The organism is Streptomyces sp. NPDC002206, from assembly GCF_053593595.1.
The window spans coordinates 27,131-41,944 of record NZ_JBSFCW010000037.1 but is presented as its reverse complement, the minus strand read 5'-3'; the positions used below and the strand labels follow the sequence as shown (position 1 = coordinate 41,944).

General features: G+C 70.0%; 15 protein-coding genes and 1 pseudogene. 11 read left to right on the top strand and 5 right to left on the bottom strand.

Translation table 11 applies throughout. The annotated features are described in order from the left end of the window. Positions 1-11: 11 nt before the first annotated feature. Complete coding sequence (locus ACWCP8_RS35580; RefSeq protein ID WP_451120454.1) at positions 12-1,457, top strand: NAD-dependent succinate-semialdehyde dehydrogenase; 1,446 nt, start codon at positions 12-14, stop codon at positions 1,455-1,457. Positions 1,458-2,141: 684 nt separating this feature from the next. Here the strand turns inward: ACWCP8_RS35580 and ACWCP8_RS35575 are convergent. After that, positions 2,142-2,804 carry a TetR/AcrR family transcriptional regulator gene (locus tag ACWCP8_RS35575; RefSeq protein WP_352270943.1) on the bottom strand — a complete coding sequence of 221 codons (663 nt, stop codon included), beginning with the start codon at positions 2,802-2,804 and terminating at the stop codon, positions 2,142-2,144. 305 nt (positions 2,805-3,109) lie between these two features. On the opposite strand from ACWCP8_RS35575, the gene ACWCP8_RS35570 reads away from it, so the two are divergent. Continuing rightward, complete coding sequence (locus ACWCP8_RS35570; protein ID WP_352270945.1) at positions 3,110-3,685, top strand: hypothetical protein; 576 nt, start codon at positions 3,110-3,112, stop codon at positions 3,683-3,685. A gap of 81 nt (positions 3,686-3,766) precedes the next feature. On the opposite strand, the gene ACWCP8_RS35565 is transcribed toward ACWCP8_RS35570, so the two are convergent. Both ACWCP8_RS35565 and ACWCP8_RS35560 read right to left on the bottom strand, forming a co-directional pair. After that, positions 3,767-4,669: a F510_1955 family glycosylhydrolase gene (locus ACWCP8_RS35565; protein WP_352270947.1), complete on the bottom strand. Its 903-nt coding sequence runs from the start codon at positions 4,667-4,669 to the stop codon at positions 3,767-3,769. A 94-nt stretch (positions 4,670-4,763) separates the two neighbouring features. Continuing rightward, positions 4,764-5,240: a DUF6153 family protein gene (locus tag ACWCP8_RS35560; RefSeq protein WP_451120451.1), complete on the bottom strand. Its 477-nt coding sequence runs from the start codon at positions 5,238-5,240 to the stop codon at positions 4,764-4,766. A gap of 617 nt (positions 5,241-5,857) precedes the next feature. On the opposite strand from ACWCP8_RS35560, the gene ACWCP8_RS35555 reads away from it, so the two are divergent. The 4 genes from ACWCP8_RS35555 to ACWCP8_RS35540 all read left to right on the top strand — a co-directional run bounded on the left by ACWCP8_RS35555 (position 5,858) and on the right by ACWCP8_RS35540 (position 9,136). Then, the gene (locus ACWCP8_RS35555) at positions 5,858-6,286 is read left to right on the top strand and encodes a hypothetical protein (RefSeq protein ID WP_352270951.1); all 429 of its coding nucleotides are present in this window, start codon (positions 5,858-5,860) and stop codon (positions 6,284-6,286) included. Between the two features lie 137 nt (positions 6,287-6,423). Continuing rightward, on the top strand, positions 6,424-7,527 hold the full coding sequence (locus ACWCP8_RS35550) for a PLP-dependent cysteine synthase family protein (RefSeq protein ID WP_451120449.1): 1,104 nt from the start codon (positions 6,424-6,426) through the stop codon (positions 7,525-7,527). Then, positions 7,524-8,807: an MFS transporter gene (locus ACWCP8_RS35545; protein WP_352270954.1), complete on the top strand. Its 1,284-nt coding sequence runs from the start codon at positions 7,524-7,526 to the stop codon at positions 8,805-8,807. The genes ACWCP8_RS35550 and ACWCP8_RS35545 overlap by 4 nt, the downstream gene beginning before the upstream one ends. A gap of 188 nt (positions 8,808-8,995) precedes the next feature. Further along, positions 8,996-9,136 carry a hypothetical protein gene (locus ACWCP8_RS35540; protein ID WP_451120447.1) on the top strand — a complete coding sequence of 47 codons (141 nt, stop codon included), beginning with the start codon at positions 8,996-8,998 and terminating at the stop codon, positions 9,134-9,136. A 104-nt stretch (positions 9,137-9,240) separates the two neighbouring features. On the opposite strand, the gene ACWCP8_RS35535 is transcribed toward ACWCP8_RS35540, so the two are convergent. Continuing rightward, on the bottom strand, positions 9,241-9,660 hold the full coding sequence (locus ACWCP8_RS35535) for a TOBE domain-containing protein (RefSeq protein WP_356004836.1): 420 nt from the start codon (positions 9,658-9,660) through the stop codon (positions 9,241-9,243). A 474-nt stretch (positions 9,661-10,134) separates the two neighbouring features. Here ACWCP8_RS35535 and ACWCP8_RS35530 point away from each other — a divergent pair, with 474 nt between their 5' ends. From ACWCP8_RS35530 to ACWCP8_RS35520, 3 genes and pseudogenes are all read left to right on the top strand, one after another. Beyond that, positions 10,135-10,617: a molybdopterin-dependent oxidoreductase gene (locus ACWCP8_RS35530; RefSeq protein WP_352270957.1), complete on the top strand. Its 483-nt coding sequence runs from the start codon at positions 10,135-10,137 to the stop codon at positions 10,615-10,617. Between the two features lie 13 nt (positions 10,618-10,630). Beyond that, the gene (locus ACWCP8_RS35525) at positions 10,631-11,926 is read left to right on the top strand and encodes a methyltransferase domain-containing protein (RefSeq protein ID WP_451120445.1); all 1,296 of its coding nucleotides are present in this window, start codon (positions 10,631-10,633) and stop codon (positions 11,924-11,926) included. A gap of 10 nt (positions 11,927-11,936) precedes the next feature. After that, a pseudogene (locus ACWCP8_RS35520) lies at positions 11,937-11,981 on the top strand (hypothetical protein); the annotation flags it as partial. A 153-nt stretch (positions 11,982-12,134) separates the two neighbouring features. Here the strand turns inward: ACWCP8_RS35520 and ACWCP8_RS35515 are convergent. Then, positions 12,135-12,506: a TOBE domain-containing protein gene (locus ACWCP8_RS35515; RefSeq protein WP_451120443.1), complete on the bottom strand. Its 372-nt coding sequence runs from the start codon at positions 12,504-12,506 to the stop codon at positions 12,135-12,137. Positions 12,507-12,552: 46 nt separating this feature from the next. On the opposite strand from ACWCP8_RS35515, the gene ACWCP8_RS35510 reads away from it, so the two are divergent. Beyond that, positions 12,553-13,488, top strand: coding sequence for a LysR family transcriptional regulator (locus ACWCP8_RS35510; protein ID WP_352270962.1), 936 nt, complete (start codon positions 12,553-12,555; stop codon positions 13,486-13,488). 136 nt (positions 13,489-13,624) lie between these two features. After that, on the top strand, positions 13,625-14,785 hold the full coding sequence (locus ACWCP8_RS35505; protein ID WP_451120441.1) for an NAD-dependent formate dehydrogenase: 1,161 nt from the start codon (positions 13,625-13,627) through the stop codon (positions 14,783-14,785). Positions 14,786-14,814 lie beyond the last annotated feature (29 nt).

The window sequence follows — 14,814 nt, the reverse complement described above, 5'->3', positions numbered from 1 at the left end:
GGAGGCCGATCGTGAATACTCGTAAGGAAACCCCCACCCGGCTGCTCATCGGCGGCCGGTGGGCGCCGGCCCAGGACGGCGGAACCCTGGAGGTGGTCGACCCCGCGTACGCCGAACCTCTCGCGGAGGTCGCCAACGCCACCGTCGAGGACGCGGTGGCGGCCGTGGACGCCGCCCATGCCGCGCTGGACGGCTGGCGGGCCACCGCGCCGCGCCACCGCGGCGAGATCCTGCGTCGGGCGTTCGAGCTCATGACCGAGCGCGCCGAGGCGTTCGCCGAACTCATCGTCCGGGAGAACGGAAAGGCCCTGGCGGACGCGCGGGCCGAAGTGGCCTACGCGGCGGAGTTCTTCCGCTGGTACGCCGAGGAGGCGGTGCGTGCGGCCGGATCCGTCCAGACAGCACCGGCCGGCACCAACAAGATCATGGTGCTGCGCCATCCCGTGGGCGTCGCACTGCTCATCACGCCGTGGAACTTCCCCGCCGCCATGGCCACCCGCAAGATCGGCCCAGCGCTTGCGGCGGGCTGCACCGTCATCCTCAAGCCGGCCTCCGACACCCCGCTGACCGCGCTCGCGCTGGGGGCGCTGCTCGAGGAGGCGGGCGTGCCGGACGGTGTGGTCAACGTCGTCCCCTCACGCCGCTCCGCCCAGATCGCCGAGGTCCTGCTCTCCGATCCCCGGGTCCGCAAGGTGTCCTTCACCGGTTCCACCGAGGTCGGGCGGGAACTGCTGCGCCAGGCTGCCGGATCGGTGGTGAACGTCTCCATGGAACTCGGCGGGAACGCACCTTTCCTCGTCCTCGCCGGCGCCGACCTCGACGAGGCGGTCGCCGGGGCGATGGTCGCCAAAATGCGCAACGGCGGGGAGGCGTGCACGGCCGCCAACCGCTTCTACGTCCACGCCTCGATTGCCGAGGAGTTCGGCCGCCGCCTCGCCTCGGCCATGTCGGCGCTCACGGTCGGCCCCGGACTGAACGCAGGTGTGGATGTCGGACCGTTGGTGAACGAGGCGGCGCGGAAGAAGGTCGGTGAGCTCGTCTCAGGGACCGTCGACGCCGGCGCCCGGCTGTTGGCCGGCGGCACGGTCCCTGACCGCGCCGGTTACTTCTACCTCCCGACCGTGCTGGGCGACGTCCCCCCGGACGCGCCCATCCTGACGGAGGAGATCTTCGGCCCGGTCGCGCCCGTCGTCTCCTTCGACCACGTCGACGAGGCGATCCGGATGGCCAACGACACCGAGTACGGCCTGGTGTCGTACGTCTACACCGGGGACCTGGCCGAGGGCCTTCGGGTGTCCGAGGCGCTGGAATCCGGCATGGTCGGCCTCAACCGTCCGGTCGTCTCGGACCCGGCCGCCCCGTTCGGCGGCGTCAAGCAGTCCGGTGTCGGACGCGAGGGCGGCCACGACGGGTTGCTGGAGTTCACCGAGAGCAAGTACATCGCCGTGCACTGGTGAGCACGCGCACGCCCCGGTTCAGCACCGGTCGGCCTCGGTCAGCCCCGCATACATGCTCTGGGCTCGGTGCGGGCCGGTGCGCCTCCGATCTTCTGGCCAATTCAGTCGTCCGACCAAGGTGATTGACGGTCGGTCATTTTCGAACAGTCATATCGGACACGTTTTGCCGTATCTGCGCAAGGAAGTGCGATGCCATCCATATCCGCCCGTAGACGGGTAGCCCTGGCCACCGCCGGGGTGACGCTGGCCGCTTTCGCGGCCCAGCTGCCGGGCTCGGCCTCTGCCACCCCAGGGACCAGGGCCCCGGAACCGTCCTCGACCGGCGCCGCGACCCAGCAGGCGACTTCACATACCGTCACCTTGCTCACCGGTGACAAGGTGACGACACCAGAAGATTCTTCGTGTGCTGGTGGTACACGATCCGCACCGCGTTGACCGGCGAAAACGGCTTCCCTGGTGGTCTTGGCCCGGGAATGGTCCGGACCTTGGGGCAACTGAGGGTTCGGTGTCGGTTGTAACCCGGCCAGGGTAGGGCCGCATGGCCTGCTCGCCGAAGTATCTCCAGGCGTGCATCGTCGGGGAAGTTCTGGTGCGGGCGTTCGCCCCAAGCGGGCGGGAAGTGCGCGTAGGCGCTGACAACGACCCGTGCCCGTCAGAGGCGGCCGCAACACCTCAGGCCGACGGTCAGTGGGCGCCGTGCCGTCGGTGGTGGTGCAGGCGCTGTTCCTGGTCAACCGCCTTCCGGCCGACGGAGGCCGGGCTGCCGGCTTCAGCCGGGGAGCGCAGTCCGGCCAGGGTGACCGTGACGAGTCTTAGGATCGCGGCCTCGGAGGGCAGGCTGCCGGCTGCGCCGAGGGCATGGAGGCAGTAGTCGGCGAGTTCGTCGGGCGCGACATCGTCCCGCAGGTCGCCGGCCTTGGCGCCCTCGGCCAGCAAGTCGCTGATGAGTTCTCTGAGTTGCTGGTGCGCCCGGGCGACGTGCGTGCCTTGATGCAGGAGTGCCGCGACCTCGGTGCCGTGGTGTCCGTGCCGCCCGTGGGTCATGAGCGCGTATGCCGTCAGCACGGCTTCGAGCCTCTCGCGTTCACCGTCGGATTGGTCTCTCACGGCGGTGAGATGTTCGAGGTGCCCGGCGATCTGACGTTCGTGCCAGGCGGTCAGAATCGATTCGACGTCCGGGAAGTACTTGTACAGCGTCGCCCGCCCGATGCCGGTCTCCTGGGCGATTCGCGACATCGTCACGGAGAGCAGACCGTGCTCTGCCACCAGTGCCGCGGCGGCGTCCAGGGTCGCTTCGCGCACTGTGTGGCGGTGCGCCTCGATCGTCTCGCTCCAGAGCTTCGGCATCCCTCAAATATACGCGACGACGGTCCCGTGACACTACGACTTGACAGCGACAGTCTGTATCGCAAAAAGTGGCCGTCATGAAGGGCTCGGTAACCACGCGCGACAGCGGAGGACACACCAATGGCTGACTTTTCCCCTGCTCCCCACTCAGGCGACGGGACGGACGCGGGGAGGCCGGGTCCCACTCCGGCCACGGGTAGGCCGCGATGGGTGATCGTGTTCGCCGTCGTCGCTGTCGCCTTGGTCCTGGCGTTCGTGATCGTGCACGTGGCCGGCGGTGGTATGGGGGGCCACCACTGATGGCCATGACGCCGCGCCCGCGCAAGGTCGCGCTCACCGCGCACATCACGGCCTCGGTGGGCTGGCTCGGTGCGGTCGCCGTCTTCCTGGCGCTCGCCGTCGCGGGCCTGACCAGCCGGGATGCCCAGACGGCGCGGTCCGCGTATGTCGCGATGGACCTGACCGGCTGGTTCGTCATCGTCCCGCTGTGCTTCGCTTCGCTGCTGACCGGGGTTGTCTCGTCCCTGGGTACTACCTGGGGCCTGGTCCGCTACTACTGGGTCGTGGTGAAACTCGTGATCACGGCCCTGTCCACCATCGTCCTGCTGGTCCACATGCAGCCGGTCAGCTACATCGCCGGTATAGCGGCGGGAGCGGACTGGTCCAGTGGTGAACTCGACGGCTTGAGGACCCAGCTCGTGATCCAGTCCGGTGCTGCTGTGCTGGTGCTCCTCGTTGCGACGGCACTGTCGGTGTACAAGCCGCAGGGCCGGACCCGCTACGGGCAGCGCAAACAGTACGAGCAGCGCACCTCGTCACAGCCCACGGACGCAGCCGCGCCCACCCGGGCCCCGGCCCGGGGGAACGCAACCGGGCCCTGATCTTTTGGTGTCCGGAGGGCGGAACGCCCGACGCCGTCAGGGCAACGTCGTTGCCCTGACGGCGTCTTCCGCTTGTGTGGATCAGTGGCTGTCGCCGGCGGCGACTGTGAACCGCTTGGTGAAGGTCTTGCCGCCGTTCCGCGACTCGTACACGCCGTTCTGGGTGGCGGCCAGGATGTGCGCGGCGTCTACCGCCGTGAGCGCCTGGGCCTGTCCGCCGGGCACCGTGCCCGCCTTCTGCCAGGTGGCGCCACCGTCGGTGCTCCGGTTGAGCCCGCCCGAGTCTTCGATTCCGTACAGCGTGCCGGGCTTTGGCCACGATAGGAAGGCCATCGCCGGCTGCTGGCCTGCGGCGAAGGTTCTTCCGCCGTCGGTGCTCCTCGCGATGCCGTCGGCGGTGGTGGCCAGCATGGTGTCCGGGCCGTCGGGGCTGACGGCGATGTCCAGTGCCTGGAGGTGGGCCCGGTCGTCCCAGGCGGCTCCGTCCTTGCTGACGCGCAGCAGGGCGTTGGTGCTGTCGTAGCCATAAATGGTGTTGTGAATGTAGTTGAGGGCGTGGAAGTCGGCCTTGCCGGCCAGCGAGCGGGTCTTCCAGGTCTTCCCCGAATCGGTGCTCTCGATCAGCCCACGGTCGCTGGGGCCGGTGCCGAGGGCGGGTTGTCCGCTGGCCAGGAACGTCTTGGCCTTGACCACGGTGAAGCCTATGAAATCGTCCTTGCTCCTGCCGACCCGCACGGCTTCGCCGCCCTTGCCCGTGGTGAAGATCCCGTCGTGGGCGGCTACGTACAGCTGCTGATCGGCTGGGTCGATGCCGAGCCCGTGCACATGCCTGATCGGGGCGGGGGACGTCTCCGGCGCGGCGGCGGAGGAGGAGTCTGCGCTGTTGTCGCTGCAGGCGGCGAGCAACAGGGCGCTGGTGGCAATGGCTCCCACCGCCATCCGGCGGCGCAGCGGCCGGTTGACGGCATGCTTGAAGGCGGTCATGTCTGTGTACCTCGTGCGATCGATTCCGAATGAGCAGATGGGCAGGCGTCTGGCGGGCAGCCCGGGAGGGCGCACCCTGCGCAGGAAGACCGGCCTAGATCCGCAGAATCGACAGTTGTGCGAGATTAGGCGCCCTGGGCGGAGGGTTCGGACTTACGGCTGCGAGAACTCCGGTGACGAGCTTGGCGAACCAGTCGCGTCGACCCACGAAGACTGCGCGCAGCAGCGCGGCCAGAGCCCACGTGCCGAGGATCGCCAGGCATAGCGAGGCCATGTCCATGGCCGTACCGGGCTCATTCGACGATACGGCGGCGCTGGTCAGCGCCGGGCCGGCATACGGGCTCGTGGCTGGCAGGTCATGGAGCGGGCCCGTATCCGTAACGGCATCCGCCTGGCGTCCGTGCGCGGATCTTTCGCCCATGCCGACCGTGTGCGTCGAGGAGGACGTCCCCGCGCCGGAACCCTCGGCGGGGTGACCGACGGTATGCATGATGAACACGCCGAGTGCCAGCATCACGACAAACAGGAGGCGTGCTGCCACGCCCACTGCTCGTCTGTTCTGCTGCATCATCGCGCTTACCTCCGCTGCCGACCATAACCGAGGGGCAAGGGGCCTATGCCTGGGGGCCGATCGGCCTATGTCGGTGGCTGAGGCCGTCGCCATGTCTGGTTGTCCCCCGGCAACGCGGTGAGCGGGCGTGGTCTGCGGCTCATGCTTCTCCTCCAGTTCCTTCGCGCCGCGTGGCTGTGCCCACCGTCCTCCGGTGGCTTGCCCATGGAGGCCGCGACCTCCGATCTCAAGGCCGGACGAAAGTCGTGACCCGCAAGCCGGACTCTTCGTCGACGGCCGCCCCTTCTCGTACGGACATCTCTCCGAACGCCGTCCGCGTCGCACCGTTCGCACCATCACCGCGATCACCAAGGAATCATTGATGCGCGGCAAGGAGAACCCTGGCCGAGGACAGTAGGGCGAACGGCTACGCGACAGCGGGCGTTCGCGGCGTGTGCGTGCGTGGTTGCGGGGGCGGGAGGTGTTCTGGCAGCAGCAGCCGGGGCAGACGGGGCAGACGGTGACCGTGTGCCGGGCTCTCCTGAACACTGATCCGTCCCCGAATGCCACCATCAGATTGCGGCGGGGCCGACTCGCCGCAATGTGACTTTGGGTGCCCATGGCGATACTTTGTGTGCATGATCGGTGCGGCGTCGCTCTCCCCGGCTCATCGCCGCCTCAGGGACGGCGGCGTGCTCGTCGTGCTGGTTTGGGTGGCCTTCCACCTCCTGGGCTGCATGCACAGCCACGGTCCGGCGTTCCAGAGCCAACACCATCAGTTGACCACGCTGTCCGTGGGTGCCGCTGCGGTGGTCGCGCCTGACAGCGGGGCCACGGCCTCCTCTCCGGAACACGTGCCGTGCTGCCCCGAGACGGGCGACCACACGGTGGACCGGATCCGTGCCGACGCTCCGTCCCCGCCGGCACTCGGCGGCGCGCTCTCGGTGGGTGCCCGGCCGGACGCGCCCACCGCCGCTCTGGCCGGTGCCGGGGCCGCCCGGGCCCCAGACCAGGGTGCCGTGGGCGGACGCTGCATTCTCACAGGCCTGTGTGTGGCGCGGACCTGACCGGTCCCGCACAGCCGCCTTCCGTCACGCTGTCCGGCGACGCCGGACGGGTCCTGGGCGCCTGTGTGTCCGCGCCCTGATTCGCCGATGCCCCGAGCTTGCTGATTCCAGCCGGGGCGAGGAGCCGTGACACCTTCATGAACCCCCTTGCGTACAACCCTGCCCCCACCTCTGCCCGCGGCCCGTCTGGCCTGGTTGGCCACACGCCGGTCCTGTGGATCGCCGAACCCTTCGCCAGCGCCGACCACGGTTTCTGGGCCAAGCTCGAAGGCGCCAACCCCGGCGGCATCAAGGACCGCCCCGGCCTGCACATGGTGGCCCGGGCCCGAGCCCGGGGCGACCTGGCCGACGGTGCGCCGATCATCGAATCCTCCAGCGGCACTCTCGGGCTGGGCCTTGCCCTGGCTGGCATCACCTTTGGACACCTGGTGACCGTGGTCACCGACCCCGGCCTCGAACCCGCGATCCGCCGGGCCTTGACCGCCTATGGCGCCCGCGTCGAACTCGTCACCGCAGCCCACCCCGTTGGAGGCTGGCAGCAGGCCCGGCGCGAGAAGGTGGCCGAACTGATGGCCCAACAGCCGGGCGCGTGGTGTCCGGATCAGTACAACAACCCTGACAACGCAGCCGCTTACGCCCCACTGGCCGCCGAACTCGTCGCCCAGCTGGGCCGCATCGACGTCCTGGTCGCCTCCGTCGGCACCGGCGGTCACTCGGCGGGAATCTCAGCCGCGCTGCGGCGGACGTTCCCCGACCTGGCCCTGATTGGGGTGGATGCGATCGGATCGACGATCTTCGGACAGCCCGCGCGACAGCGCCTCATGCGGGGACTCGGCTCCAGCATCCACCCGGGCAACGTCGCCTACGACGCTTTCGCCGAGGTCCACTGGGTCGCACCCGCCGAGGCGGTGTGGGCATGCCGTGCCCTGGCACGCCGCCACTACGCCTCGGGCGGGTGGAGCGTGGGAGCGGTCGCATTGGTTGCCGGATGGGCCGCCCGTACCTGGCCGCCCGGAACCCGCATCGTCGCGATCTTCCCCGACGGACCCCACCGCTACCTCGACACGATCTACAACGACGGCTGGTGCCGCGGACACAACCTGCTCGGCACACCGCCCCCGATCGAGCCGGAGGAGATCAAAGAGCCCGGGGAGCGGGCGGTGACGTCCTGGACGCGCTGCACCACGGTTACCGACCCGGCCCCGGCCGCCGCCCGAGCCGTCCTGGCAGGTGCCCGGTGAGGCGACTGCGCTCCCAGGTGCGCTCCTTCGATCCCGGCGTCCGGCTGCTGATGGTCAACCAGTTCGGCATCAACCTCGGCTTCTACATGCTCATGCCCTACCTCGCCGACCACCTCGCCCACGGCCTCGGCCTCGCCGCGTGGGCAGTCGGCCTGGTGCTGGGCGTACGCAACCTCTCCCAGCAGGGCATGTTCTGGCTGGGAGGAACCCTGGCCGACCGGATTGGCTACAAGCCGATGATCCTTACCGGATGCGTCCTGCGGACCGCGGCATTCGCACTGCTGGCCTTCGCCGACACCCTGCCCGCCCTGATCATCGCCTCCGCGGCCACCGGGTTCGCCGGGGCACTGTTCAACCCAGCGGTACGCGCCTACCTCGCGGACGGGGCCGGGGAACGGCGGGTGGAGGCGTTCGCCTGCTTCAACGTCTTCTACCAGGCAGGCATTCTGCTCGGCCCGCTCGCCGGACTGGCCCTGCTCACCTTCGACTTCCGCATGGTGTGCGCGGGCTCGGCCGTCATTTTCGCGGCCCTGTCAATCGTGCAGACCCGCGCTCTCCCAGCTCGGCGCCCGGCACCGGATCTGCAGCGCACGAGCGGGTGGCGGGGGATCGCAGCGGACTGGCGGACGATTGGCCGCAACCGGCCCTTCGTGCTGTTCTCCGCCGCGATGGCCGGCTCCTATCTGCTGGCTTTCCAGACCTACCTCGCCCTGCCGCTGCAGGCCCGCGCTCTCTTCGGTGACGGCAACGGCACCGCGATGGGCGTGGTCTTCGCCGTCTCCGCCTTGGTTGCGGTCGCGGGCCAGCTGCGGCTGACCAACTGGGCAAGGAATCGCCTGGATCCGCCGAAGGCCATCGCGATCGGTCTGGCTGTCATGGGTGCGGCGTTCCTGCCGCTGCTGCCCGGTCCTCACCAGTCCGCCCACGGTTTCGCTGCGGTGCTCGGGCTCGCGGGCCTGGTGGTCTGCGCGGCGCTGCTGGCGGCGGGCTCCGTTCTGCTGTACCCGTTCGAGATGGACACCCTGGTCCGACTCTCGGGCGAGCGCCTGGTCGCGACCTATTACGGCGCCTACAGCACCGTGGGCGGCATCGCCGTCGCCGGCGGGAACCTCGCCGTGGGCGCCCTGTTCGACCTCGCTGTCAGCGCGCATGCCCCCTGGCTGCCCTGGACGGCACTGACCGCACTCGGACTCGCCTGCGCCGCAGCCTTGACAGGGCTTCGCCGCACCGGCCATCTGCGACCCGCTCCGGCCGCAGCACCGGCACCGGTTGCGACGTGAGACCACTGGCCGGGCGTTGGCCTCCTGCGTGGGGTGCGCGCCCGGTCAGCGGGTGGTCCGCCACATCGAGCGCCTCCGCGACGAACGGCACAGATGCCTGTCCGCCATAGATCACCCGGCAACCCTCCTTGCGGGTGGTCACCAGCTCCAATTCGCGATGGCCTTCGAGATCCGCCTCCGCCAGCCTGATGGTCGAACTCGGCGCCATCCTCGCCTTGCTGATGGCTTGGCAGTTCACCGCCGCGGAGTTCCTCGGCGGCCTCGCCGTGATCTTCGTCCTGGCGGCTTCCCTCTCGGCTCCTGCCACGTCTGTGGTCCGAGCAGCTTGAGCGTTCACGCGTGGTGGTGCCGAGGCCGGGGCTGCGTACGGCGTGCGTGGCGGCACCCCGGGCCGCGGCACGCCCGTGCGTTCGTGTTCTCGCCCGGTGCTACCTCACGCCCCGGCTAGGGATACCTCGGTCGACTTGATCAGTGCGACGACGGATGATCCAGCCGCAAGGGCGAGGTCGGTGGCGGCCTCCTTGGTGATCGCTGCGGTCAGTTCGCCGCCGTCGACAGTGACCTTGACGGAGGCCATGGCGGCGCCGGTGGCAACGTCGGTGACGGTGCCGGGCAGCCGGTTGCGGATGGACAGGCCGTCTACCACGCCGGTGGCCAGGGCGACCTCGGTGGACTTGACCAGGGCGCGTACGGCGGAACCCTCGGCGAGGCCGAGATCTTCGACGGCCTCCCGGGTGATCGCCGCGGTGAGGTCCTGGCCGCCGTCCAGGCGGACCTTGACCGTGGCCATGACCTCGCCGACGGTGATGGCGGTGACGGTGCCGGGGATCTGGTTGCGGATGCTCAGGCTCATGACGGAACACCTCACGGAACAAGGGTTGATTTGTCGCGCTCGGATCCTGCTGTGGCCCACCGTAGTCGGGGCTGGACAGGGTCGGCTTCGACACCATCGCATCTGCGATGCATGGAGCGGGCGGTGCCTCGCAGGCCGTGGACGCAGCCCGGCCCGTGCGTGTTCTCGGGCGCGCTGGGCGTGGGACGCGCCGACGCCGCGGCCCACCCTGGAGGTCTCGGTCGCGGCGCCGGACTTGTCGACCGGGATCACGGTTGAGGAACCCGGCCTCGGTGAGGACCTTCTGGCGCTGACACCGAGCAAGGCGGTAGCGTCCCCGATCCGGTAGGTGTGCGTGCGGTGATGATGCTGCCGCAGATGCGAGGGGAAAGTCTTCTTTCGCTTCGCATGAGCCGGATGTGTGACCGACGTTGACGGCATATGCGTTTGCGTGGGGCGTGGGTTCGGGTACGGTCATTCGGGAGGTGGTAGCCCGTGAGTCAGGACCTCGCAGCTGCCGGTACGGCCGCCGGCCTGTTGGCGGAACTCGCCCTCACCGGCGATCTGATCCGTCCTGCCCGGCTGACCGTGCCCGACCTGCTCGCCTGGCCGCAGCACGAGGCCGAGGTCAGCTTTGAGTGCGCCACCAGCGGTATCCGGCACCACCGCTTCACCGGACCGCTGCTGCACGACGTCCTCGCGGCCGCAGGACCCGGCTTCGCCCCCGCCCGACGCAAGGACCGCCTGCGCTTCCTGATCGCGGTGTCCGGCACGGACGGCCACCACGCGCTGCTGTCCTGGGCGGAGATCGACCCCGACTTCGGCCGCGCACCCGTACTGCTCGCGGTCACCATCGATGGCACCCCGCTCGACCGCACCGGCCCTCAGCTCGTCCTGCCCCAGGACCGCTGCGGAGCACGGCACATCAGCGGGATCAACGCGATCCGCGTGGACGGTGGCTACCCCGCGTGGACGTGACGGAAGGAACCGAGTGAGCCCAAATCCCACCGCGGACGTCCTGGTCGTCGAACACGCGCCGCAGGAAGGCCCGTACGTCATCGGTACGGCGCTGGAGGCAGCCGGGCTGCCGGTGCGGACGTGCCGGACCTGGGCGGGGGATCCGGTGCCCGACTCGCTCGGAGACGCCGCCGCCCTGGTGGTGATGGGCGGGCCCACGTCGGCATACGAGGACTTTCCCGGCCGCATGGCGGAGCTGGCACTGCTGCGGGCGGCGCTGGAAGCGGAGGTTCCCGTGCTCGGCGTCTGCCTCGGCGCCCAGCTCCTCGCGGAGGCAGCGGGCGGCAGGGCCCGCCCCGGTTCGGGACCGCAGATCGGCTGGGGTGACGTACGAGCTGCCCCGGCCGCGCATACCGATCCGCTGTTTGTCGACCTCCCCGGACGCCTGCGCGTCCTGCATTGGCACGGCGACACCATGGAGCTGCCCGCTGGAGCAACGCTCCTGGCCTCCTGCGACCGCTTCCCGGTTCAGGCGTTCCGGATCGGCGGTTCGGCGTGGGGCCTGCAGTTCCATCTGGAGGTCGACAAAGCGGCCGTGGACGCCTTCGCCGCGGCCTTCCCCGATGAAGCCGCCACCGTCCCGGACCTCGTCGCGTCCGCCCCCGGACACCTCGCGGCTCTCGCCCCGCACCGCGACACCTTCTTCGAGCACTTCGCGGCACTGGTCACTGCCCGTGCGGCGCGCAGCGCGACCCGGACGTTCTTCACGCCGAGGGCGGCGACGTGGGAGGAACGCTTCTCCGCCGACGGCCCCCGGTATGCGGCGGCCGTCGCCCGGATGGGGCTCCGCCCGGGCCGACGGACCCTGGACGTCGGCTGCGGCAGCGGGCGCGCACTGCCGGCACTGCGTGCGGAAGTCGGCGCCGAAGGTGTGGTCCTCGGCGTGGAACTCACCCCGGCGATGCTCACCGCCATGGCAAAGGAAGGCCGCGCAGACCTCGCCCGGCTGCTCATGGCGGACGCCTGCCGACTGCCCCTGGCCGCCGAGGCGGTGGACGGCATCTTCAGCGCCGGCCTGATCAACCACGTGTCCGACCCCGCGGCGGCGCTGCGCGAGTGGGCCAGGGTGACCGCCATGGGAGGAGTGCTCCTGCTCTTCCACCCCTCCGGCCGCGCCGAGCGGGCCGCCCGCCACGGCCGCCCGCTCGACCCGGACGACCCGCTGGCCGAGGAGAACCTGCGGCCCGCGCTGCACGCCGTCGGATGGTCCCTGGACTGCTACGAAGACGCCTCCCTTCACTTCCTGGCCCGCGCCGTGCGCGTCCGCTGACGCGTGGATCATGCGCACGGCCGATGCCCTGCATCTGCATGTCCATACCGTCCACTACCGCGTCCAGCGCATCGAGCACTTCACCGGCCGGACCTGTCCAGCCTCGCCGACCGCCTCGACCTGTGGACCGCGCTGCTGTGCCTGGGCACCCCGACGCCGCCGACTACGAACTCCCCCGCCGCGGGCGATCGACGTGCAGGCTCGTCGACTACACGCGCGCGGTGACCGTGATGCCGACCGCGAGGTCCAGTTCCTTGACCGCCTCGCGGGTCACGAGCGACACCACCTGGTGGGGCCCGGCCTGGACCTCGACCCGGGCCACGACGTCGTCCACCGTCAAGGCGGTGACGATGCCCGTGAACGCGTTGCGCACGGAGGTGGGCGGCGCGTCGCCGGGGATACCGTGCACACCACCGAGAGCACGCTCCTTCGCGAACCGGGCCAGCCCCACCCCGTCGATCACCCGGTTCCCCGAGCTGCCACGTCCCATCGGCAGCCGACCCCCGTCCGCCCACCGGCGCACGGTCTCCGGACTCACACCCAGCAGGCGCGCGGCCTGCCCAATGCTGTACGTCGGCACACCGAAACCCTAGGCCCTGCCCCGCAATCTCCCTCGGAGGTCGTGCATGCTGCTGCGTCAGCTGGAATATCTGGTCGCCCTCGCCCGCGAACGCCACTTCGTCCGCGCGGCGGCCGCCTGCTACGTCTCCCAGCCGTCGCTGTCCGCCGCGATCCGCCGTCTCGAACACGAACTCGGCGTGCCGATCGTGCGCCGGGGGCGACGGTACGAGGGGCTGACACCGGAGGGCGAGGTGGTGCTGGCGTGGGCGCACCGCCTCCTCGCCGAACGGGACGGGCTGCGGCAGGAGTTGTCGGCGCTACGGGACGGCCTGACCGGCACCCTCCGCCTGGGCGTGGTCCCGACCGCCCTGCCCACCGCCTCCCTCCTCACGAACCCCTTCTGCGAGCGTCACCCGCAGGCCAGGGTGAGCATCGAGTCGCTGTCCTCGGCCGAGATCACGCACGGGCTGGCCGAGTTCGAACTGGACGCGGCGATGACGTACCTCGACGACGACACCCGGGGCGGCGGTCTGCGCCGACTGCCCCTCTACGAGGAGCGGTACGTCCTGCTCACTCCGGTCGATGGCCCGCTCGCCACCGCGGCCACAGCCCGCTGGGTACAGGCCGCCGCGCTTCCGCTGTGCCTGCTCGGCCCACGTATGCGCAACCGTCGCATCATCGACGAGTGCTTCGCCGCCGACGGCGCCACCGCCGCGCCGGCGATCGAGTCGGACAGCGTCGCCGGGCTGTACGCGCACCTGCCCGGTGGCCGCTGGTCGAGCGTGATCTCGCATGCGTGGCTGCACATGTTCGGCGTACCGGACGGCATGAGGGTGGTTCCGCTGGAGGGGCCCGCGCACGGACCACGGGTCGGGCTGGTCACGGGCCCCGACGACCCGCCCTCGGTTCTCGCCGCGGCCCTGCTGGCGGTGGCCCGGGCAGCTGACGTACGACAGGCGCTGGACGAACTCCTGCACACCTACCTCGGCGGACACGGATGACGGCGGGCGGACGGCCGGTGCCCGACGGCGATAGCCATCGGCTATACGGGCATAGCGAGGTTCGCTTTGACCAGGGCGTTCGACCCCGAGGATCGTGAACGTCACCTACTGGCAACGTAGTTGAGGAGCCGTGACCATGGCCAAGGTGCTCTGCGTCCTGTACGACGACCCCACCGACGGATATCTGACCTCGTACGCCCGTGACGATCTCCCCGCCATCGACCGCTACCCCAGCGGCCAGACCACTCCTACCCCCGAGGCGATCGACTTCACGCCGGGTCGTCTGCTCGGCAGTGTGTCCGGCGAACTCGGTCTGCGTGACTTTCTGGAGAAGGCCGGGCACACCCTCGTCGTCACCTCCGACAAGGACGGCGACGGTTCGGTCTTCGACCGGGAGCTGCCCGACGCCGATGTCGTGATCTCGCAGCCCTTCTGGCCCGCGTACCTGACCCCGGAGCGCATCGCCGCCGCCAAGAACCTCAAGCTCGCGATCACTGCGGGCATCGGCTCCGACCACGTCGACCTCGACGCGGCGATCGCGCACGGTGTGACGGTCGCCGAGGTGACGTACAGCAACAGCATCAGCGTCGCCGAGCACGTGGTGATGATGACGCTGTCGCTCGTGCGGAACTACTTGCCCTCCCACCAGGTGGTCCTGGACGGCGGGTGGAACATCGCGGACTGCGTGGCCCGGTCGTACGACCTGGAGGGCATGCATGTCGGCACGGTCGCCGCCGGGCGCATCGGGCTGGCCGTACTGCGCCGCCTCGCTCCCTTCGACGTCAAGCTGCACTACACCGACCGGTACCGGCTGCCCGAGGACGTCGAGCGGGAGCTGGGACTGGTCTTCCATGAGAGCGCGGTGGACATGGTGCCGCACTGCGACGTCGTCACGGTCAACGCGCCGTTGCACCCCGAGACCGAGGGACTGTTCGGCGACGAGCTGTTGGCCACGATGAAGCGTGGCGCGTATCTGATCAACACGGCCCGGGCGCGCATCGTCGACCGGGACGCCGTCGAACGCGCCCTGCGCAGCGGACAGTTGGCGGGATACGCGGGAGACGTCTGGTATCCGCAGCCGGCCCCCGCCGACCACCCCTGGCGCACGATGCCGCACCACGGCATGACCCCGCACATCTCCGGGTCCTCGCTCTCCGCGCAGGCCCGGTACGCGGCCGGTACCCGAGAGATCCTGGAGTCCTGGTTCGCGGGCCGTCCGATCCGTGACGAGTACCAGATCGTCGACGGAGGAGCCCTGGCCGGAACCGGCGCCCACTCCTACTCGGTGACCCGGTGACCTGATGAATTGATGAATGGGTTGGAGGC